Origin of the sequence: Novosphingobium sp. (assembly GCF_031417815.1) — a bacterium.
GTDB lineage: Bacteria > Pseudomonadota > Alphaproteobacteria > Sphingomonadales > Sphingomonadaceae > Novosphingobium.
Map to the genome: position 1 here is coordinate 111,427 of NZ_JANOWI010000043.1, position 20,714 is coordinate 132,140.

The window sequence follows — 20,714 nt, forward strand, 5'->3', positions numbered from 1 at the left end:
TCGACACCATGAACACCGCCGACATGACCGCCAAGATGGCCGCCGGAAAGGGCTTTATCGCCGCGCTGGATCAGTCGGGCGGGTCGACGCCTAAGGCGCTGGCGGGCTATGGCATCGGTGAGGACGCGTGGTCCGATGAAGCAGGCATGTACGGCCTGATTCACGAAATGCGCAGCCGGATCATTCGCTCTGCGGCCTTTACTGGCAACAAGGTGATCGGCGCGATCCTGTTCGAACGGACCATGGACGGCAGCGTTGATGGCGTGCCTACCCCGGCAGCGCTGATCGCCAAGGGTGTGGTGCCGATCATCAAGATCGACAAGGGTCTGGAAGACGAAGACCGCGGCGTCCAGCTGATGAAGCCGATGCCCGAACTGGACGCGCTGCTGGCGCGTTCCAAGGCGCTGGGTGTTTATGGCACCAAGGAACGCTCGGTGATCAATGCGGCCAATGCGTCGGGCATCGCCGACATTGTCGCGCAGCAGTTCGAAGTGGGCCGCCAGGTGCTGGCCGGCGGGCTGATGCCGATGCTGGAGCCCGAGATCAATATCAAGAGCGAAACCCGCGCCGAATGCGATGCGATCATGCTCGAAGAGATCCTCAGGAACCTCGACGGCATGGACACGCAGGTTATGCTGAAGCTCAGCCTGCCGGTGGTTCCGGGCACGTTCGATGCGCTGACCAGCCACCCCAAGGTGCTGCGCGTGGTCGCGCTGTCGGGAGGCTACAAGCGCCCCGAAGCCTGCGCCGAACTGGCGAAGAACAAAGGCATCATCGCCAGCTTCAGCCGCGCGCTGCTTGAAGACTTGCGCTACCAGATGAGCGATGCTGAATTCGACGCCGCGCTAGCCGAAGCGATCGACGCGATCTACACCGGGTCGACCGTCAAAATCGCCTGAGGTTAGCGTGTGTAGCGCAGGGTAAAGCGGTAATCGCCATTCGAAATCGCGCGGTCCGCTACCTTTTCGGGACGAACGTCCAGCAATTCCAGGATGCCGCCGTCACCTGCCTGGATCGGCACTTCATTTGTCAGTTCGCGTACCCGGGGACCGTCCCGGTTTTCGATCCGCACGGCCACTTTGACCCGGCCAGCCCAGACGCACTGGACGCGAGCCGGACAGCGGCTGTCTTCCAGAACCTTGACGACGGTGACTTTCGCGGCGCCAAAATCTGCAGTCTGGCCCAGTTTCACTTCGGCAATTCCGTTTTGACTGACCACAGGGGAGGTGACGCAGCCTGCAGTAAGCGCAGCGGCGAGGGCGATGGGGGTGATACGCATAAGCATGTTCATGTAAACGCACGCTGCGATGAACGGTTCCCGAATGCTTGGCCTGCCGCGCCTGGCACGCTAGAGCGCCCGGTATGACCAGTTGCCAGCTATACCTGATTTCTCCGCTCGATGTTTCGGGCGCATTCCCCGACCGGCTCGCCCGCGCGCTTGATGCCGGGGCCGTCGCCGCGTTCCAGTTGCGCGTCAAGGGTGTGAACGAACACGAGGCGGCGCGCCTGGCCGAACCGCTGCAGGTGCTCTGCGCGGCGCGCGATGTGGCCTTCATCGTCAACGATTCGATTTCGCTGGCCAAGCGGATCGGTGCGGACGGGGTGCATCTGGGGCAGGGCGATGGCGATGTGGCCGATGCCCGCGCGCAGCTGGGCCGCGAGGCGCAGATCGGCGTCACCTGTCATGCCAGCCGGGATCTGGCGATGGAAGCGGGCGAGGCCGGGGCCGATTATGTCGCCTTCGGAGCTTTCTTCCCCAGCACGACCAAACAGACCGGGCATCTAGCGGAACTTGAGACGCTGCTCTGGTGGCAAGGCCTGATGGAACTCCCCTGCGTCGCGATCGGCGGGATCACCCCGGCTAACGCTGCGCCGCTGGTGGCGGCCGGGGCGGATTTCCTGGCTGTGAGCCATGCCGTCTGGGGCGGGGATGAAGCGGCAGCGGTGCGTGCCTTTGCAGAGGTTCTGGGCGCGGCCAACTAAGCACGAAGTGTGGGCTGGTCGCTCGCGCCGGTTTCCCATGCTCTCGATCTGTGCCACCCTTCCGTTTCAGGACAGCAATCCCCAGTAATCATCCGAAAGGACCGCCATGCGTGAACTGACCTTGCGATCGATCATCCTGGGCGGACTGCTGACCTTTCTGTTCACCGCGGCGAACGTCTATTTCGGCCTGCGCGTCGGGCTGACGTTCTCCACGGCGATCCCGGCGGCGGTGATCTCGATGGCAGTGTTGCGGGCGCTGGGCGGGGCGACGATTGTCGAGAACAACATTGTCCAGACGATCTGCAGCGCGGCCGGGGCGGTGGCGACCATGGTGTTTGTGCTGCCCGGCTTCGTGATCGTCGGGTGGTGGCAGAGCATTCCCTATTGGGAAACGATGCTGGTCTGCGCGACGGGCGGGATTCTGGGCGTGATGTTGTCGGTGCCGATGCGCCGCGCGTTGGTGGTCGATAGCGATCTGCCCTATCCCGAAGGGGTCGCCGGCGCGGAAATCCTGCGGGTCGGGATGGGCGATGCCGAGGGTGAGCGCGAGAACCGCGCCGGGCTGGCCACGATCCTGTTGGGCGCGATTGCCGGGGCCGGGTTCGGCGTGCTGACCATGCTGCGTCTGGCTGCGGCTGAAGTGACCAAGGTGTTCAAGATCGGCGCCGGTTATGGAACGATCGGGGCGACGACATCGCTCGGGCTGGTGGCGATTGGCCACCTCATCGGGCTGGCCACCGGCATGGCGATGATGACCGGTCTGGTGCTGGGCAAGTTCATCCTGCTGCCGATCCTTTCCGCCGGGCTGCCGGGTTCGCCCGAAGAGGTGGTCAGCACTGTCTTTGGCCAACAGGTGCGGATTGTCGGTGCAGGGGCAATGGCGGTGGCGGCGCTGTGGGCGCTGATCCGCATTGCCGGTTCGATCATGCGCGGATTGGCCGGAATTGCCGCCACTTCGCGCGCGCGCAAAGCCGGGGCGTCGCTGGAGCTGACCGAGCGCGATCTGCCCGGCAGCTGGGTGCTGGGGATCAGCGCCGCGATGTTCGGGCCGATTCTGGTGCTGATCTGGCAGTTTGTGCAGGGCGGGCCGCTCGCCACTGCGATCCCGGCGGTGCTGGTGCTTTCGCTGGTGTTTATCGTTGTGGTGGGGATCTTCACCGCGGTCGTCACCGGCTATATGGCCGGGCTGGTCGGCACCTCGAACAGCCCCGTTTCGGGGGTGGGGATTCTTTCAATCCTGATCGCTTCTGTGCTGGTCGGCGCGCTGTTCGGTGATGGCGTGGCTGCAGATATGCGCGCGCCGCTGATTGCCTTTGCGCTGTTTCTGGTATCGTTCGTGTTCGGCATCGCGATCGTCGCAAATGACAACCTGCAGGATCTGAAGACCGGGCAACTGGTCGGGTCAACCCCGTGGAAGCAGCAGGTCGCACTGATCCTGGGGGTGATTGCGGGATCGCTGATCCTGCCGCCGGTGCTGCAATTGCTCGCCACCAGCTTTGGCTTTGCCGGCGCGCCGGGGGCCGGGCCAAATGCCCTGGCGGCGCCGCAAGCCTCGCTGTTCGCGGCGATCGCGCAAGGCGTGCTGGGCGGATCGATGCGCTGGGATCTGATCTGGATCGGTGCCGGGATCGGCATCGTGCTGATCGTGATCGACGAAGCGCTGCGGGGCAGCGGCAAAGGCAAGCTGCCACCGCTTGCTGTAGCGATGGGGATTTACCTGCCCGCCACGCTGGTTTTTCCCGCGGTGATCGGCGCGGTGATCGGGCATTTCTGGAATCGCATGGCGGCAACCACGGCGCGGCCCGAATTTACCGAGCGGCTGGGTGTATTGCTCGCCACCGGGCTGGTGGTGGGTGACAGTCTGTTCGGACTGGCCTTTGCCGGGGCCGTAGGCGTGGTCGGCGATCCGGCAAAGCTGGGTATCGTCGGCGAAGGCTTTGCCGGCGCATCCGAATGGATCGGAGCAATCGCGATGGTGGGCCTGCTGTGGGTTACCTATGCGCGGACCAGGCGGCGCGCGCTGGAAACGGCCTAGGCGTCGGGCCAGCGATAATAGCCCAGCACCTTGCGCACGCAGCGCATTGCGGTGTCTTTGCCGTCAGGACCGATCTGGCGCAGGAAATTGTTGCTGATGCGGTGGTATTTCGCCCCATAGCGTGGCCCGCTGGTCAGTTGCAGCAGATCGCCGGTGAGCAGGTATGTGCCCCGGCCCTGCGGGGTTTCATAGGTGTTGGCGTTGATCACGTTGAAGTCCGCCTCGGGCACGCGCAGCCCCACCGGGCCGGTGGCATCGCCGGGCATTTCGCACTGGTAGGATGCGGGGCGCAGCCAGCCGATCTCACCGCCCGGCACGCCAAAGGCGGGGGCAGCGGCTGCAATGGTCAACAAAAGGAGGGCACGCTTCATGCCGCGTACCTTATCAGCAAGCGGGGCGTGCGGCCAGAGCACCTTGCCGTTCGGTGCGCGCTGGGTTAAGGGCGCGCTTCTTCCGGCCCCGTGGCCGGGCTCTTTCTCATCCTTGAAGAGGCACCCATGGCCAAGATCAGCGGCGTGGACATTCGTCCGGGCAACATCATCGAATACGAAAAAGGCATCTGGAAGGTTGGCAAGATCCAGCACACCCAGCCCGGCAAGGGCGGGGCTTTCATGCAGGTCGAGATGAAGAACCTGATCGACGGCCGCAAGACCAACGTCCGCTTCCGCAGCCAGGATACGGTCGAAAAGGTCCGCCTCGATACCAAGGATTTCCAGTACCTGTATGCCGATGGCGAAGCGCTGGTGTTCATGGACAAGGACAATTACGAGCAGATCAACCTGCCCAAGGACCTGCTCGGCGATGCTGCAGACTTCCTGCAGGACGGGATGGATGTGGTGCTCGAACTGTGGGACGAGCGTCCGGTCAGCGTCGAGCTTCCCGCCCAGATCGAAGCCGCGATCGTCGAAGCCGACGCCGTGGTGAAGGGGCAGACCGCTTCGTCCAGCTTCAAGCCGGCGATCCTCGATAACGGCGTGCGGGTGATGGTCCCGCCGCATATCGCCAGCGGCACCCGGATCGTGGTCGACGTGTACGAACGTACTTACGTCGGCAAGGCGGATTGATCGAACATGGCCGTACTCTCCGGCATTATCCGTGTGATGGAAAAGGCTGCCCGCAAGGCGGGTGGCCGCTTGCGCCGTGACTTTGGTGAGGTTGAACACCTCCAGGTCAGCCGCAAGGGGCCGGCCGATTTCGTTTCGAAAGCCGATCAGCACGCCGAACGCACGATCTGGGATGAACTGCGCGTGGCGCGGCCCGACTACGGCTTCCTGATGGAAGAAGGCGGAGAAATTCCGGGTGAAGAGGGCAAGCCGCGCTTCATCGTCGATCCGCTCGACGGGACCAGCAACTTCCTTCACGGCATCCCGCACTTTGCGATTTCGATCGCGGTGCAGGAACCGAGGCTCGACGGTTCGGGCTGGGGCGAGGTGACCGCGGCGGTGGTCTATCAGCCGGTCACCGACGAAACCTATTGGGCGGAAAAAGCCCGCGGGGCCTGGCTGCAAGACCGGCGCCTGCGGGTTTCGGGGCGGCGTCATCTCGATGAAAGCCTGATCTCTACCGGGATCCCGTTTGCCGGGCGCGGTGACAGTGCCGAATGGTCGAAGATTTACGCCGCGCTGGCACCGCAAGTTGCAGGCATTCGCCGTTTCGGCGCGGCCTCGCTCGATCTCGCCTGGGTAGCCGCTGGCCGCTATGAAGGGTTCTGGGAAAGCGATCTTGCGCCATGGGATACGGCGGCGGGCTGCCTGCTGGTGCGCGAAGCGGGCGGTTTCGTGACCGACTGGCGCGGCATTTCGCAGCCGATCTGCGACAAGCAGGTGCTGGCCGGGAACGATGCCTTGCATTCGCGGCTTCACAAGTTATTGGCGAACACGCTCAAGGGTGCGTAAGCGCCTGCGGCATGCCCCTGTGGCGGAATGGTAGACGCGAACGACTCAAAATCGTTTGTCGCAAGACGTGCCCGTTCGAGTCGGGCCAGGGGCACCACATCTCCGCGTAGTCTGATGCATCGGCACCCGGTGCGTCTAGCCAGACTTGCCCGAGCGCTGCCGCGATGCCGCCTCGATCGCTTGCCTTTGCTTGGTATCGGCATTGCCTTGCCGGGTGCCGCGCGGTGCCCCCTTGGTATCGGGCAAAGCGATGATCCGGTACCCGCTGGCGGCCGTGGTTGGTCCGTGCGGAGGCACATCGCCTTGCTGGCTGGACGGTCCGACCAGCACCGGGCCAGCCGGGCGCGCCACCGGTGCCGGGCCCGCTCCGCCGCCGCTGCCCTGGCCCATCGATCCCGGACCAGCGTCATCGCCAAAGCCCAGATTGCTTGGGGTCCGCACCACCATCGAGGAGGTGATCCGCTTCGTGCCGAGCTTTTCGGCTTCCTTGGCGACCAGGTCGTTCTTGGCGTTGACCGCTTCGACTTGCGCCCGGGCGCCCCAATCCTCGCCGCTGACAAGCACGGCAAGCAGGCCCGTCAGGACAACAGCTGCGCCAGCGAAGTGCTTGAGCTGACGGGGTGAAAGTCCGGGGCCGGATTTGGTTCTGCGCATAGCCAAAGCGATAGCCTGCGAAGGTTAACGGCCCGGTGAGGGCTTATGGTTACGAAAAATTTGACGGCCGCCGGTGTGAAAGGGGCACCCCGACGGCCGTCGTTTCTCCTCCCCAGGAGATTGTGGCGGCGTCAGGCCGCAAACTTGTGTTTACGCCGCGAACTGGTTCATCGTGTTGTGTGCGCCGCCGGCCTTGAGCGCGGCTTCACCGGCGAACATTTCCTTGTGATCATCGCCGATGTCGCTGCCAGACATGTTCTGGTGCTTCACGCAGGCGATGCCCTGGCGGATTTCCTCGCGCTGGACGTTTTTGACGTAGCCCAGCATCCCGGCATCGCCAAAATATTCGCGGGCCAGGTTGTCGGTGCTCAGCGCGGCGGTGTGATAGGTCGGCAGCGTGATCAGGTGGTGGAAGATCCCGGCCTGCGCGGCTGAATCGCGCTGGAAGGTGCGGATCCGTTCATCGGCTTCGGCGGCCAGATCGGTCGCGTCATAATCCACGCTCATCAGCCTGGCGCGGTCATAGGTCGACAGGTCCTTGCCCGCTTCGCTCCAGATATCATAAACTTGCTGGCGGAAGTTCAGCGTCCAGTTGAAGCTGGGCGAATTGTTGTACACCAGCTTGGCATTAGGGATCACTTCGCGGATCCGGCTGACCATGCCGCCGATCTGGCCAATGTGCGGCTTTTCGGTTTCGATCCACAGCAGGTCGGCGCCGTTCTGCAGGCTGTTGATGCAATCCAGCACGCAGCGGTCTTCACCGGTGCCCGAACGGAACTGGAAGAGGTTGCTGGGCAGCCGCTTGGGCTTGAGCAGCTTGCCGTCGCGGCTGATCAGCACGTCGCCGTGGCCGATTGTGGCAACATCTTCGCAATCGAGGAAGCTGTTGTACTGATCGCCGATATCGCCGGCTGTGCGGGTCACCGCGATCTGCTTGGTCAGACCAGCGCCGAGCGAGTCGGTACGGGCGACGATGATCCCGTCCTCAACCCCCATTTCCATGAAGGCGTAACGGATTGCGCGGATCTTCGCGATGAAGTCTTCATGCGGCACCGTGACCTTGCCGTCTTGGTGGCCGCACTGCTTTTCGTCCGAGACCTGGTTTTCGATCTGCAGCGCGCAGGCGCCGGCTTCGATCATTTTCTTGGCGAGCAAATAGGTCGCCTCGGCATTGCCGAACCCGGCATCGATATCGGCGATGATCGGCACCACATGGGTTTCATGGCCATCGATCGCGGCCTGGATCTGCTTGGCCTTTACCTCGTCGCCAGCATCGCGGGCGGCATCAAGATCGCGGAACAGCCCGCCCAGTTCGCGCGCGTCGGCCTGGCGCAGAAAAGTGTACAGTTCTTCGATCAGCGCCGGAACGCTGGTCTTCTCGTGCATTGATTGGTCGGGCAGCGGGCCAAAATCGCTGCGCAGCGCGGCGATCATCCAACCCGAAAGGTACAGGTAACGGCCCTTGGTGGTGCCGAAGTGCTTCTTGATCGAGATCAACTTCTGCTGCCCGATGAAGCCGTGCCAGCAGCCCAGCGACTGGGTGTAATTGGCCGGATCGGCATCATAGGCGGCCATATCGCGGCGCATGATCCCGGCTGTGTACTTGGCGATTTCCAGCCCGGTCTTGAAGCGGTTCTGCAGGCGCATGCGGGCGACGCTTTCGGCGCTGATCCCGTCCCAGGCGGGCTGGCCGCCAATGGTCGTGTTCGCGCTGGCAATCTCGTTGGTGTAGGTCACGGGTAAGTCTCCTGGGGAGTTGTTGACCTGTGCTTAGCGTACCGGTCGACCGGATCGGTAATGGAAATTACAAAAAAACTTGTGCTAATGCGCGTAAATGCGGGTTAAGGCTTGCAAAGTTGTAAATTAAATTACAAAGCCGGTGGATGGCAGATGCAGCACTTCTGGCAGGCCCCGCCATCCGCCGCCTGCGCCGCCGCGAAGGGCTTACCCAAGCGGCCATGGCATCGCGATTGGCGATTTCGCCCAGCTATCTCAACCTGATCGAGCGCAACCAGCGTCCGCTATCGGCGCGGCTGCTGGTGCAACTCGCCGAGCGTTTCGATTTCGATCCGCGCAGCTTGCGCCAGGATGAAGCGGTCGGCGGGATCGACGGCCTGCGGCGGCGCCTGGCCGACGAACGCTTCGCCGATCTGGCGATTGACCGTGATGAAGTTGCCGAATGGCTTTCCGCCGCACCGCAGGCCGCGCTGGCCTTTGCCCGGCTTTACGACGCCGGCGGCGGCAAGGCCGAACCTTCGGCCAGCGATCCGATGGATCTGGTCCGGCGTGAGATCGAACGCTGGCGTAACCATTTCGCCGATCTTGATAGCGAAGCCGAGGCGCTGGCTGACGAGCTGCGGCTGTCGAACCCCGATATCGGTGCGGCGCTGACCGAACGATTGCGCCAGAAGCACCAGTTGGCGGTGCGGATCCTGCCGGTCGACGTGATGCCCGATGCGCTGCGGCGGCTTGATCTGCACGCGCGCCAGCTCCAGCTGTCCGAACAGCTTGATCAGGCGTCGCGCAATTTCCAGATCGCGGTGCAGCTCGCCATGCTCGAACAGCGCGATGCGATCGCCGCGCTGGCCGATGGTGCCGGGTTTGCCGATCGCGCCGCCTGGCGTCTGCTGCGGCGGCACCTGGCGGCCTATTTTGCGGCGGCACTGCTGATGCCTTATGGCCGCCTGCTGCGCGCCTGCGAGGCCACGGGGTATGACCTGCCGCTGCTGCAGCGCCGCTTCAACGTCGGCTTCGAACAGCTGGCCCACCGGCTCACTACGCTGCAACGCGTGGGCCAGCGCGGGCTGCCGTTCTTCATGGCGCGGATCGACCGGGCGGGGCAGTTTTCCAAACGCTATGCCGGGGCAAGCGGCACCACCGTGCTGGAAAGCGCCGCCAGCTGTCCGCTCTGGAACGTGCATCGCGCATTCGAGCAGGCGGGGCGGATCGTGGTCCAGAACGTCAGTTTCACCGATGCCGCCGGGCAGACCTCGCAATGGTTTTCGCTGGCGCGCACGGTTGAGGGCAATGGCGCGCTGGGGGGCGATAGCGCGCGCTTCGTTGTGGTGCTTGGGGTAGAGGCGCGGATGGCCGGGCAACTGGCCGCAGCGCGCGGACTGGGGCTGGGGGCAGACCTTGCCGAAACGATCGGCGCAGGCTGCGCCTTGTGCCACCGCGCCGATTGCCAGCAGCGTTCGCTGCCGCCGCGCGGCGCGGTGCTGGAATTCGACGAGCGCAGCCGCGGCCTGACCCCGTTCGATTTTGCGCGTTAAGCAGGGGGTAGCGCGCCCTTAACCATAGCCTGTAAAATTTACCGACATTTCACCTCTCGCGCTTAGGCAGAGACGGCAATCTTTATGAAGGGCCGTTCCCGCAAGCCATGATCCGCTTGTTCAAACACTATATCCCGCACGCCGTCCTGCTGCTGGGCCTGATCGATATCGTGCTGCTGCTGGCGGTTGGCGATGCCGGATGGCGGCTGCGCGCGGGGCAGATCGGGATGGATGCTGGCGCAGTCGTCGACCGCGCGTGGCAATTGACCGGATATGCGGCGGTAATGCTTGCCGCGATGGTTTCGGTGGGGGTCTACGGTTCGGATTCGCTGCGCTCGATGCGCTTTGCCACCGCGCGGATCCTCGTGGCCGTCTCGCTTGGCATCATCGCGCTGACCTTTCTTGATTTTCTGCTCGGTGGGGGCAATTTCTGGCGCTCTACCCTGGCTTACGCGATGGCCGGATCGGTTGTGGCGCTGGTGCTCAACCGGCTGGTGATCGGCGGAATCCTGGGCGTCGCGGCCTTTCGCCGGCGGGTGCTGGTGCTGGGCGCGGGGCTGCGCGCCGACCGGCTGCGCAAGCTCTCCGAAAAGCCCGAAAGCGGCTTCGTGATCGTCGGCTATGTGATGATGACCGACAGTCCGCCGGTCGTTGAGGAGGCGATTGCACGCTCGGCCATCCACAACCTGACGCGCTTTGTCGAAAACCTGGGGGCCAGCGAAGTGGTGCTGGCCCTGGAAGAGCGGCGCAATGCACTGCCGCTCGGCGATCTCTTGCGGATCAAGACTACCGGGGTCCACGTCAACGACTTTTCCAGCTTCATCGAGCGCGAGACGGGCCGGGTCGATCTCGATTCGGTCAATCCCAGCTGGCTAATTTTTTCGGACGGATTTTCTTCGGGCCGCGCAATTTCAAGCGCCGCCAAGCGCCTGTTCGACATCGCCGCATCGTCGCTGCTGCTGGCGCTCAGCGCACCGCTGATCGCCGTGTTTGCGGTGCTGGTGAAGCTTGACAGCCGCGGCCCGGCCTTCTTCCGCCAGAACCGCGTCGGGTTGTTCGGCCAGAATTTCGACGTGATCAAGCTGCGTTCGATGCGCACCGATGCCGAAGCGGGCGGCGCGCAGTGGGCGATCAAGGACGATCCGCGCGTCACCCGGCTGGGCCGCTTCATCCGCAAGACCCGGATCGACGAATTGCCGCAGACCTGGTCGGTGCTGAAAGGCGAGATGAGTTTTGTTGGTCCGCGCCCCGAACGGCCCGAATTCGTCGCCGGTCTGGAAGACAAGCTGCCGTTCTATGCCGAACGCCACATGGTCAAACCCGGGATCACCGGATGGGCGCAGATCAACTATCCCTATGGCGCCTCGATCGAGGATTCGCGGCACAAGCTGGAATACGATCTCTATTACGCCAAGAACTACACGCCGTTCCTCGATCTGCTGATCCTGCTGCAAACGCTGCGGGTGGTGCTGTGGCACGAGGGTGCGCGCTGAAATGGACGCGCTGCTGCTCCCCGATTGGTCATCGATCAACACCGTGCTGTGGAGCGCTGGGGCGATGGCCTGTATCACCGCGGCGGCCTGGCTATATACTTGCAAGGAACGCTTTGGCCCGGCGCGCAGTGCGCTGGTTGGCGCGCTTGCGGCCACGGCAGGCTGGGCCCTGACCGGCGCACTGACCGGGCCGGAAAGCCACGCCACCGGCTTTGCCGAAGTGCTGCGTGACCTGTCGTGGGTGTTTGTCGTTTATCGGCTGTTTGCCGCCGATGGCCGGCTTGCGGTGATCCGCCCGGTCCGGCCATTGCTGGCTGCGCTGTGTTTTGTCGAACTGGCGCAGGCCGGTCTGCTGGTCTTCCTGTCAACCTATCCGCAGCAGCAACTGGCGTTTTCGCTGGGGTTCCAGACGATCATCATGCTGCACCTGCTGGGCGTGATCGGCGGGCTGGTGCTGCTCCACAACCTGTATGGCGGGGCATCGGGACAGGCGCGCCAGATCATGCGCTGGCCGGCCATGGCGCTGACCATGGTCTGGGGGCTCGATCTCAACTATTACGCGATTGCCTATCTGGTCCAGGGTTACCCGGATCTGCTTGAGGCCGTGCGCGGCGGCCTGACCATTCCGCTGGCCGCGATGCTGGCCTTTGGCGCGGCGGGGCAAGGCGAAAGCCCGCGGCTGCGCCCGTCGCGAACCGTGGCCTTCCAGACCATGTCGCTGATCCTGATCGGCGGTTACCTGGTGGTCATGGTGGCGATGGCGCAGTGGCTCGCTTTTGCTGGCAATGATTATTCGCGGCCGCTGCAGATCGCTTTCCTCACGCTGGCTTCGGCGGTGGCGGCGATCCTGCTGTTTTCCGAACGGCTGCGCAGCACGCTGCGGGTGGTTACGGCCAAGCACCTGTTCCAGCACCGCTATGACTACCGCACCGAATGGTTGCGCTTTACCCGTACGATCGGGCAATCGGGCGAAGGACAGGCCAGTCTGGAAGAACGCGTGATCCGCGCACTGGCCGATATCGTCGAAAGCCCATCGGGGTTGCTGCTGATCCAGGCCGACAGCGGCCAGCTGGAACTGGCGGCACGGTGGGAATGGCCGACCGCCGATGTCCCGTCCGACGCGCTTGACCAAGCTGCGATCCGCGCGATCGAAGCCGCGAACTATGTCGCCGATCTTGATGCGGTGCGCGCCGGAAAGATCGACAAGCGTTGCAGCGTTGTGCTGCCCGAATGGTTGCTGGCCGATCCGCGTGCCTGGGCACTGGTGCCCTTGCTTCATTACGAACGGTTGATCGGCGCAGTGGTGCTGGCGCGTCCCGCCCATGCCCGCCTGCTCGATTGGGAGGATTTCGATCTGCTGCGTGTCGCCGGACAGCAGCTGGCCAGCTATCTGGCCGAACATGCGGGGCAGGCGGCCCTGGCCGAAGCCAGCCGGTTCGATGATTTCCACCGCCGCATCGCCTTCGTGATGCACGATATCAAAAACCTGGCCAGCCAGATGAGCTTGCTGGCGCGCAATGCCGAAAGCCACGCCGAAAACCCAGAATTCCGCGCCGACATGCTGGTTACGCTGCGCAATTCGGCTGACAAGCTCAACGCGCTGCTGGCCCGCCTGTCGCGCTATGGCGCATCGGGCGCCGAGGCAATCGAAGTGGTTCGCGCCGATGAAGTGGCTGCCGTTGTTGTCGGTCAGCTTGGCCGGCACCATCCGGTGACGCTGGTCGAAATGGAACCGATCGAAGTGGCCGCAACCCGCCATGCGCTGGAACAGGTGTTGCTGCATCTTGTCCAGAACGCGATCGAGGCCAGTCCCGCGGATGCCCCGGTGTTCGTCCGGGTTGGCAAGAACGCGATCCATGGCGAGATCGAGGTGCTCGATTCAGGAACCGGGATGACCCCTGAATTCGTTCGTACCCGGCTGTTCAAGCCGTTCGATTCGACCAAGAGCGGCGGCTTCGGGATCGGTGCCTACGAAGCGCGCGAACTGGTGCGGGCAATGGGCGGACGGCTTGAAGTGGAAAGCCGCGAATCCTTTGGCACGCGCTTTATAATCCGCCTGCCGCTTAGCGAAACCGCCGCCGTTATCGAAGCGCTTGCCCAGCATGGCACAAACAAACCGAAGGTTGCCTGACATGTCCGAAGCCAAGCCAAAGCTGCTGATCGTGGAAGACGATCCCGGGCTGCAGGCGCAGCTCAAATGGGCATGGCCCGATTTCGAGGTAATCCAGGCGCGCGACCGGGCCGAGGCAATCGCCGCGCTGCGCAGCGAGGAGCCCGATGTGGTCACGCTCGATCTTGGCTTGCCGCCCGATCCCGACGGGACGAGCGAGGGCTTTGCGGTGCTCGATGCGATCATGGCGCTGAAGAGCGATACCAAAGTGATCGTCGCTTCGGGCCACGGTGCGCGCGAATCGGTGCTTTCGGCCATCGCCAAGGGGGCTTACGATTTCTACCAGAAGCCGGTTGATATCGAGGCCCTGGGGCTGATCGTGCGGCGTGCGCTGCGGCTTAAGCAGATCGAGGCTGAGAACCGCCAGTTGGCCGCGCGCGGCGCGGAAGACAACCGTGTGCTGGGCCGGATGATTACCGGCGCGCCCGAAATGCTGAAAGTGGCCCGTACGATCGAGCGCGTTGCCAATACCGGAGTTTCGGTGATGCTGCTGGGTGCCAGCGGCACCGGCAAGGAATTGCTGGCCCGCGGCCTGCACGATGCGAGCGACCGGCGCGATGGCACGTTCGTGGCAATCAACTGTGCGGCGATCCCGGAAAACCTGCTGGAAAGCGAACTGTTCGGGCACGAGAAGGGGGCCTTCACCGGTGCGGTCAAGACCACCGAGGGCAAGATCGAACAGGCCAGCGGCGGCACATTGTTCCTTGATGAAGTGGGCGATATCCCCTTGCCGCTGCAGGTCAAACTGCTGCGCTTCCTGCAGGAACGCGTTATCGAGCGGATCGGATCGCGCAGCGCGATTGCGGTCGATACCCGCATTGTCTGCGCCACTCACCAGAACCTCGAAGCGATGATCGCCGACGGCCGGTTTCGCGAAGACCTGTTCTATCGTCTGGCCGAAATCGTCGTGAAGATTCCCGGCCTGGCCGAACGGGCGGGCGATCCGGTGCTGCTCGCCAAGACCTTTCTGGCCCGGTTTGCCAAGGAAATGAACCCGGCGGTCAAGGGCTTCAGTCCCGATGCTCTGGCCGCGATCGATGCGTGGAAATGGCCGGGCAACGTGCGCGAACTGGAAAACCGCGTGAAGCGTGCGGTGATCATGACCGACAGCAAGCTGGTCAGCGCTGCCGACCTCGACCTTGCCGATGGCGGGGAGGAGGCGCTCAACGTGCTTAACCTCAAGAGCGCACGCGAAGCGGCGGACCGCAAGGTAATCCGCCACGCGCTGGCCCGCAGCGAAGGCAATATCTCGAACACCGCCAAGCTGCTCGGGATCAGCCGTCCGACGCTTTACGATCTTTTGAAACAATACGATCTGCAGACCTCATGATGCGGCGCGGCGCGATCAAAACGGGGCTTGTGGCACTGGGTCTTCTGGCGCTTTCGCTGCCGTTGGCCGCGATGCCCGAAGCCGCAAGGCGGCATAGCGATACGGCCGCCAGTGCGCTGCGCCGCGGCGATGGCCTGGCCGCCGAAATCGAGCTCAAGGCTGCGCTCAAGTCCGGCGCCGCCAAGGCTGACGTTGCCGCGGCAATGGGCAGCGCGCTGCTGGTTCAGGGCAACCTTGGCGGTGCGCGGCAGTGGCTTGCCCCCGGACAGTTCGCCAAGGGCACCGAAGCGCAGGGGTGGATAGCACTGGGCCGGCTCGAACGCTTACAAGGGCACCTGCCTGCCGCCGGGGCGGCCTATGACAAGGCCCTGGCCGTCACCCCCGATGACCCGCAACTGTGGGTCGATATCGGGCGCATGCGGTATCAGGGCGGCGAACACCGTGAGGCAATGCAAGCGGCCGACAAGGCGCTTTCGTTCGATCCCGAAAACGTCCGCGCGCTGGAATTGAAAGCGCAACTGGTGGGCGAATCGCTCGGCTATGGTGAGGCGGCGGGCTATTACGAAGCGGCGCTGGACAACGCCCCGGGCGATATCGGCCTGGTGGCCGGCTATGCCGCAGCGCTGGGCGAAGCTGGAAGGCCGCGCGAAGCTTTACGCGCGGCGCGGCTTCTTCTTTCACAAGCTGGCGGCGAACCGCGCGGCTGGTTCTTCCAGGCGGTGCTGGCGGCGCGCGCAGGCAATGTCGAACTGGCCCGTGCGATGCTCAACCGGGTGGGTGAACGGATGGATGCAGTCCCGGCGGCATTGTTGCTGCGCGGGGCGATGGAACTTGAATCAGGTAATGCCAACCTTGCCGCGCAGCTGCTCGGCCAGACGGTGGAACGCACCCCGGCCAACCCGCGCGCGCAATTGCTGTTCGCGCGCGCGTTGCTTGAATCGGGCGACTACAAGGCGCTGATCGAACGGTTTGCGGCATTGGCCGCGCGCCCCGATGCTTCGCCCTATCTGCTCACCGTGATGGCGCGTGCCTTTGAGGAGATTGGCGATCGCCTCGCCGCCGGTCAGATGCTCGACCGCGCCGCAGCGGTTACGCCCAGCGTCACCATGCCGGTGTTCGAGCCGGGTGGTCCGGGCAGATTTGCTGGGCAATGGAATGCGGATCAGGGCATCCTTGGCGCGACCGTGCCATATGTGCGCAGCCTGATTGCTGCGGGTGATATGGCCGAAGCGGTGCGTGTAGCGAACCGGTTCCTGGCGCTGCATCCCGGTTCGGGCGATGCGCTGGGGCTTGCCGGTGATGCCCAGCTGGCTGCCGGAAATGCCGCCGCTGCCCTGGCGTTCTATCAGGCCGCTGCACAGGTTCGGTTCCCCGAACTGATGCTGGTGCGGATCGGCGAAGCATCGGACCGCATCGGGCAAGGTGCAGCGATGCCGGGCCTGGTCGCGCGATATGCCGAGCGCTTCCCCGGGAGCCGCCTGGCACTGCGCATGGCGGCGACGCTGGCGGCTTCGGCCGGTGATTGGCAGACGGCCCGATTGCTGCTGGAAAACCTGCGGCTGCGCGGGGGCAACAGCGATGCAAGGCTGCTGGCCGATCTTAGCTATGCCCAGCTGCGCAGCGGCGATGCCCAGGCTGCGCTGGACAGCGCGACGCGGGCCTGGACGCTGCAACCGGCCAGCCCGGCAGCGGCGCAGGCGCGCGGCATGGCGCTGGTGGAGCTGGGGCAGGATCCTGCGCTGGCGCGGCAATTGCTGGAACAGGCGCGCCGCAGCGGCGGCGACAACGCCCTGCTCAAGGCTGCACGCGCCAAGCTCAAGTAACCTCTCGACAAGCTGCAAAGCCTCCCGCAAAGGCAATTTCATCGCGCGATTAAATTCGGAGGTTGCAATGGCCGGGGTGCTGCAGGGAGTTACCGTGATCGAGCTGGCCGGGATCGGGCCGGGGCCGTTCTGCGGGATGATGCTGGCCGATCACGGGGCGCGCGTGATCCGGGTTGAACGGCCTGGCAGCAGCGGCCGGTTCGGGACAAGCGGCAACCGCGATATCCTCAATCGCAACCGCGAACGGATCGAGCTTGACCTCAAGGATCATGCGGCGATCGAACAGCTCAAGGACATGGTCAAGGAAGCCGACGCGCTGATCGAGGGCTATCGCCCGGGCGTGATCGAGCGGATGGGGATCGGCCCCGATGTGCTGCTGGCGCTTAATCCCAAGCTGGTGATCGGGCGGATGACCGGGTGGGGTCAGCAGGGCCCGATGGCGCCGCTGGCGGGGCATGACATCAACTATATCGCTCTGACGGGCGCGCTCCACAGCTACGGCCGCGCGGGCGAAAAGCCGACGTTCCCGGTCAACGCGGTGGGCGATTTTGGCGGCGGCGGAATGATGCTGGCGTTCGGCGTGGTGGCCGGGGTGCTGCATGCGCGGTCGGGCGGGCAAGGCCAGGTGGTTGACTGCGCGATGATCGATGGCGCAGCGATCCTTTCGGCGATGACCTATACTTTCCTCGGCAATGGTCAGTGGCGCGACGAGCGCGGAGTCAACCTGCTCGACAGCGGCGCGCACTTCTATGACACTTATGAAACCAGCGATGGCAAATACATCTCGCTCGGCTCGATCGAACCGCAGTTCTATGCGCTGCTGATGAAGAAGATCGGGCTGGCCGGCGATCCCGATTTTGCGCAGCAGATGAACCCTTTGAAGTGGGGCGAGCTAAAGGTGCGGATGACCGCGTTGATCCTGACCAAGACCCGCGACGAGTGGTGCGCGATCATGGACGGAACCGACATCTGCTTTGCCCCGGTACTGAGCCTCAAGGAAGCGCCGCAACACGCGCACAACCTGGCGCGGCACACCTTCGTGGAGGATGGCGGGATGGTGCAGCCTGCACCCGCGCCGCGCTTTTCGGCCACCCCTGCGCCGCCGGTGAAACTGGCCGGACGCTGACTTGCTGAGCCGCATCGATCCGATGGTGCGGTTGCTGCTGGCCGCGATCGCGCTGGCGCTGGTGCTGCCGGTGGCGGGCGCGGGGCGCGATACCGCGCAGTTCGTTTCGAACGCGGCGGTTTTTCTGCTGTTTTTCCTCAACGGCGTGCGCCTGCCCCGGCATGAGGTTGTTGCCGGGATTACCAATCACCGCCTGTTGTTGCCGCTGACGCTCTGGTGCTTCGGCGTGATGGCGCTGGCCGGTTGGGCGCTGTGGCAACTGGGTGGCGGGTGGATGCCGCCGTTGCTGGCGCTCGGCTTCCTCTACCTCGGCTGCCTGCCATCGACCGTACAATCGGCTACAGCCTATTCCTCCCTGGCGGGCGGCAATGTGGCAAGCGCGGTTGTGGCTGCCGCGCTGCTCAACCTGCTGGGCGTCTTCATTACCGCGCCGTTGTTTGCCTGGTTGTCTGTTGGCGGGAGCAGCTTTCACAGCGACGGTCTGGTCAAGGTCATGCTGATCCTGCTGCTGCCGTTCGTGCTGGGGCAGGCTGTGCAGGATCAACTGGCAGGCTGGGTGAAGGACAACCGCAGGATCGTGACCTGGATGGACCGCGCTTCAATCGCGATTGCGGTTTATGTCGCCTTCTCCGGCGCGGTCGAACAGCAGTTCTGGACCCGCATCGACGCGGCCGGATGGCTGTGGCTGGCCGGCGCTACCACGCTGTTTCTGCTCTTCGGCCATTTTGGCGCGTGGCTGCTTGGGGGGCTTGTCGGGCTCGATCGGCCAAACCGGATCACTATGCTGTTTGCCGGCGCGCAGAAAAGCATCGCCATGGGCGCGCCATTGGCTGCGGTGTTGTTCCCGCCGCAGGTGGCCGGTGTGATCCTGCTGCCGATCCTGCTTTATCACCTGGTGCAGCTGGTGATCGCCGCGCCAATTGCCCAGCGGTTCAATCCGACCTGATTGCGCTTTCCAGCTCGCTGTCGGGATGACGCCGTTTGTGCCGCATCGACCACCACAGCGACAGCCCGATCAGCACCGCGCCGATCAACCCGGTGATCGTTTCGGGGATGTGGAATTTGGCCGAAAGCAGCATGATCGCGCCCAGCACGATAATCGCCCAGAACGCACCGTGTTCAAGATAGCGGTATTCCGCCAGGGTTCCCTGCCGCACCAGATGGATCGTCATCGAACGCACGAACATCGCGCCGATCGACAGGCCCAGCGCAATCACGATCATGTTGTTCGACAATGCAAAGGCCCCGATTACTCCGTCAAAGCTGAACGATGCGTCGAGCACATTGAGATAGAGGAACCCGCCAAGCCCGGAGCGGACGATCGCGCCATTTACGGCCATCGCTTCGTCGCGCATTTCAAGGATTGTGCTGATCGCTTCTACCGCGATGAAGCAAACCAGGCCCAGCGTGCCCGAAACCATGAAGGTGAGTGCTTCTTCCGGGCTGAGCAGGCGCGAAATGCCATAGATTGCCAGCAGCAGCACCGCAATTTCGGCGGCCTTGATGTTCGAAATCAGGCTCAACTTCTGTTCGATCCAGCGCAGCCAATGGATCTCCTTCCCGCCATCAAAAAAGAACGACAGGCCAACCATCGCCAGGAAGGCCCCGCCAAACCCGGCAATGCCGACATGGGCGCTGCTGACGATCGCTTCGTATTCGGCCGGCTTGTTGAGCGACAGCTGCAAAGCGTCAATCGGGCCTAGCCCGGCAGCAATCGCAACGATGGCGAGCGGGAACACGATCCGCATCCCGAACACCGCGATCACCATGCCCCAGGTCAGGAACCGCTTCTGCCAGACCTCGTCCATGTCCTTGAGCACTGCGGCGTTGACCACCGCGTTGTCGAACGACAGCGACACTTCGAGGATCGCCAGGACGAAGATGATCCACAGCATCGATGCCGTAGCGGCAAAGCTGCCCGTCTGGCTCCACGCATACCATGCGCCCAGCGCGAAGCAGACGATCGTGAACAGCATCGAACCTTTGTAAAACTTCATCAGCATGTGGAATTTTTGCCCTGTCGGTTCTGGATACGGTGCCGTGCGGAGGCTGCTACTTGGGTTGGTAGGTCTGGTCGACCGTCGGGAATGTGCGCGCGCGCACTTCATCGGCATATTGGCCTGCCGCGCTTGAGATCAACCCGGCGATTTCGCCATAGCGTTTGACGAAGCGCGGCACGCGTTCGAACATTCCCATCATGTCTTCGGTGACCAGCACCTGGCCATCGCACTGCGCCGATGCGCCGATCCCGATAGTCGGGCAAGCGACGGCCCTGGTCGCTTCGATCGCGATCGGTTCAACCACGCCTTCGATGACGATGGCAAAAGCGCCAGCCTGATCGATCGCCTGGGCATCGGAAACGATCTTGTCAGCTTCAAGCTGGCTGCGCCCGCGGGCGTTGTATCCGCCCAGCGTGTTCACCGCTTGCGGGGTCAGCCCGACATGGCCCATCACCGGGATCCCGCGGCTGGACAGGAACGCGACCGTATCGGCCATCACCGCGCCGCCTTCCAGCTTGACCGCGCTGGCCCCGGTTTCGGCCATGACCTGCGATGCGGTGGCAAACGCCTGTTCGGGCGAGCCTTCATAGCTGCCGAACGGCAGATCGACCACTACCGCAGCGTGGTATGATCCGCGCACCACGGCTGCGCCGTGGGCGATCATCATCTCAACCGTCACCTGCAGGCTGGTGGGCAGGCCATAGATCACCTGACCAAGCGAATCCCCGCACAGGATCAGATCGCAGTGCGCATCGAGCAATTGCGCCTGACGCGCGGTATAGGCGGTCAGCATCACGATCGGCCGCGCGGTGACACCATCCAGCTTGCGCTGCCTGATCGCGGGGATCGACAGACGCCGCAGCGGCGATGGGGTGGGGTGGGCGCGGCTGGTCGCGGTATCGAGCTGAAAGGTCGTGGACATGAAGGGCCTTT

The 20,714-nt window shown here is 64.0% G+C and carries 18 protein-coding genes and 1 tRNA gene; 13 read left to right on the forward strand and 6 right to left on the reverse strand.

Annotated elements, in window-relative coordinates; genetic code table 11:
• Positions 1-8 precede the first annotated feature (8 nt).
• Positions 9-899: a fructose bisphosphate aldolase gene (locus RMN99_RS11460; protein ID WP_309623448.1), complete on the forward strand. Its 891-nt coding sequence runs from the start codon at positions 9-11 to the stop codon at positions 897-899.
• Between the two features lie 2 nt (positions 900-901).
• On the opposite strand, the gene RMN99_RS11465 is transcribed toward RMN99_RS11460, so the two are convergent.
• Positions 902-1,279: a hypothetical protein gene (locus RMN99_RS11465; RefSeq protein ID WP_309623449.1), complete on the reverse strand. Its 378-nt coding sequence runs from the start codon at positions 1,277-1,279 to the stop codon at positions 902-904.
• An 83-nt stretch (positions 1,280-1,362) separates the two neighbouring features.
• On the opposite strand from RMN99_RS11465, the gene thiE reads away from it, so the two are divergent.
• Positions 1,363-1,983, forward strand: coding sequence for a thiamine phosphate synthase (gene thiE, locus RMN99_RS11470; protein ID WP_309623450.1), 621 nt, complete (start codon positions 1,363-1,365; stop codon positions 1,981-1,983).
• A 106-nt stretch (positions 1,984-2,089) separates the two neighbouring features.
• Positions 2,090-4,018: an OPT family oligopeptide transporter gene (locus tag RMN99_RS11475; RefSeq protein ID WP_309623451.1), complete on the forward strand. Its 1,929-nt coding sequence runs from the start codon at positions 2,090-2,092 to the stop codon at positions 4,016-4,018.
• Here the strand turns inward: RMN99_RS11475 and RMN99_RS11480 are convergent.
• A complete protein-coding gene (locus RMN99_RS11480; RefSeq protein ID WP_309623452.1) occupies positions 4,015-4,389 on the reverse strand; it encodes a hypothetical protein in 375 nt (124 codons plus the stop codon). The two genes, RMN99_RS11475 and RMN99_RS11480, sit on opposite strands and share 4 nt — an antisense overlap.
• Positions 4,390-4,515: 126 nt before the next feature.
• On the opposite strand from RMN99_RS11480, the gene efp reads away from it, so the two are divergent.
• The 3 genes from efp (at position 4,516) to RMN99_RS11495 (ending at position 6,010) form a co-directional block, all read left to right on the forward strand.
• Entirely contained in the window at positions 4,516-5,082 is a 567-nt protein-coding gene (gene efp / locus RMN99_RS11485) for an elongation factor P (protein WP_309623453.1), read from the forward strand.
• A gap of 6 nt (positions 5,083-5,088) precedes the next feature.
• The gene (locus tag RMN99_RS11490; protein ID WP_309623454.1) at positions 5,089-5,913 is read left to right on the forward strand and encodes an inositol monophosphatase family protein; all 825 of its coding nucleotides are present in this window, start codon (positions 5,089-5,091) and stop codon (positions 5,911-5,913) included.
• 13 nt (positions 5,914-5,926) lie between these two features.
• Positions 5,927-6,010: transfer RNA gene (locus tag RMN99_RS11495), tRNA-Leu, on the forward strand.
• Positions 6,011-6,048: 38 nt separating this feature from the next.
• Here the strand turns inward: RMN99_RS11495 and RMN99_RS11500 are convergent.
• Positions 6,049-6,567: a hypothetical protein gene (locus RMN99_RS11500; protein WP_309623455.1), complete on the reverse strand. Its 519-nt coding sequence runs from the start codon at positions 6,565-6,567 to the stop codon at positions 6,049-6,051.
• A gap of 150 nt (positions 6,568-6,717) precedes the next feature.
• Complete coding sequence (locus RMN99_RS11505; protein WP_309623456.1) at positions 6,718-8,304, reverse strand: isocitrate lyase; 1,587 nt, start codon at positions 8,302-8,304, stop codon at positions 6,718-6,720.
• 146 nt (positions 8,305-8,450) lie between these two features.
• Here RMN99_RS11505 and RMN99_RS11510 point away from each other — a divergent pair, with 146 nt between their 5' ends.
• From RMN99_RS11510 to RMN99_RS11540, 7 genes are all read left to right on the forward strand, one after another.
• Positions 8,451-9,839 carry a short-chain fatty acyl-CoA regulator family protein gene (locus RMN99_RS11510; protein ID WP_309623457.1) on the forward strand — a complete coding sequence of 463 codons (1,389 nt, stop codon included), beginning with the start codon at positions 8,451-8,453 and terminating at the stop codon, positions 9,837-9,839.
• Positions 9,840-9,946: 107 nt separating this feature from the next.
• Entirely contained in the window at positions 9,947-11,332 is a 1,386-nt protein-coding gene (locus RMN99_RS11515; protein ID WP_309623458.1) for a TIGR03013 family XrtA/PEP-CTERM system glycosyltransferase, read from the forward strand.
• Between the two features lies 1 nt (position 11,333).
• Positions 11,334-13,463: an XrtA/PEP-CTERM system histidine kinase PrsK gene (gene prsK / locus RMN99_RS11520; RefSeq protein ID WP_309623459.1), complete on the forward strand. Its 2,130-nt coding sequence runs from the start codon at positions 11,334-11,336 to the stop codon at positions 13,461-13,463.
• Position 13,464: 1 nt separating this feature from the next.
• Entirely contained in the window at positions 13,465-14,832 is a 1,368-nt protein-coding gene (gene prsR, locus RMN99_RS11525) for a PEP-CTERM-box response regulator transcription factor (protein ID WP_309623460.1), read from the forward strand.
• A complete protein-coding gene (locus RMN99_RS11530; protein ID WP_309623461.1) occupies positions 14,829-16,655 on the forward strand; it encodes a tetratricopeptide repeat protein in 1,827 nt (608 codons plus the stop codon). The genes prsR and RMN99_RS11530 overlap by 4 nt, the downstream gene beginning before the upstream one ends.
• 67 nt (positions 16,656-16,722) lie before the next feature.
• Positions 16,723-17,781 (forward strand): CaiB/BaiF CoA-transferase family protein, encoded by a 1,059-nt coding sequence (locus tag RMN99_RS11535; RefSeq protein WP_309623462.1) that lies wholly within the window; start codon positions 16,723-16,725, stop codon positions 17,779-17,781.
• A gap of 1 nt (position 17,782) precedes the next feature.
• A complete protein-coding gene (locus tag RMN99_RS11540) occupies positions 17,783-18,727 on the forward strand; it encodes a bile acid:sodium symporter family protein (RefSeq protein ID WP_309623463.1) in 945 nt (314 codons plus the stop codon).
• On the opposite strand, the gene RMN99_RS11545 is transcribed toward RMN99_RS11540, so the two are convergent.
• Both RMN99_RS11545 and panB read right to left on the reverse strand, forming a co-directional pair.
• A complete protein-coding gene (locus tag RMN99_RS11545; RefSeq protein ID WP_309752576.1) occupies positions 18,714-19,784 on the reverse strand; it encodes a DUF475 domain-containing protein in 1,071 nt (356 codons plus the stop codon). The genes RMN99_RS11540 and RMN99_RS11545 overlap by 14 nt on opposite strands.
• A 49-nt stretch (positions 19,785-19,833) precedes the next feature.
• Positions 19,834-20,703 carry a 3-methyl-2-oxobutanoate hydroxymethyltransferase gene (gene panB, locus RMN99_RS11550; protein ID WP_309623464.1) on the reverse strand — a complete coding sequence of 290 codons (870 nt, stop codon included), beginning with the start codon at positions 20,701-20,703 and terminating at the stop codon, positions 19,834-19,836.
• Positions 20,704-20,714 lie beyond the last annotated feature (11 nt).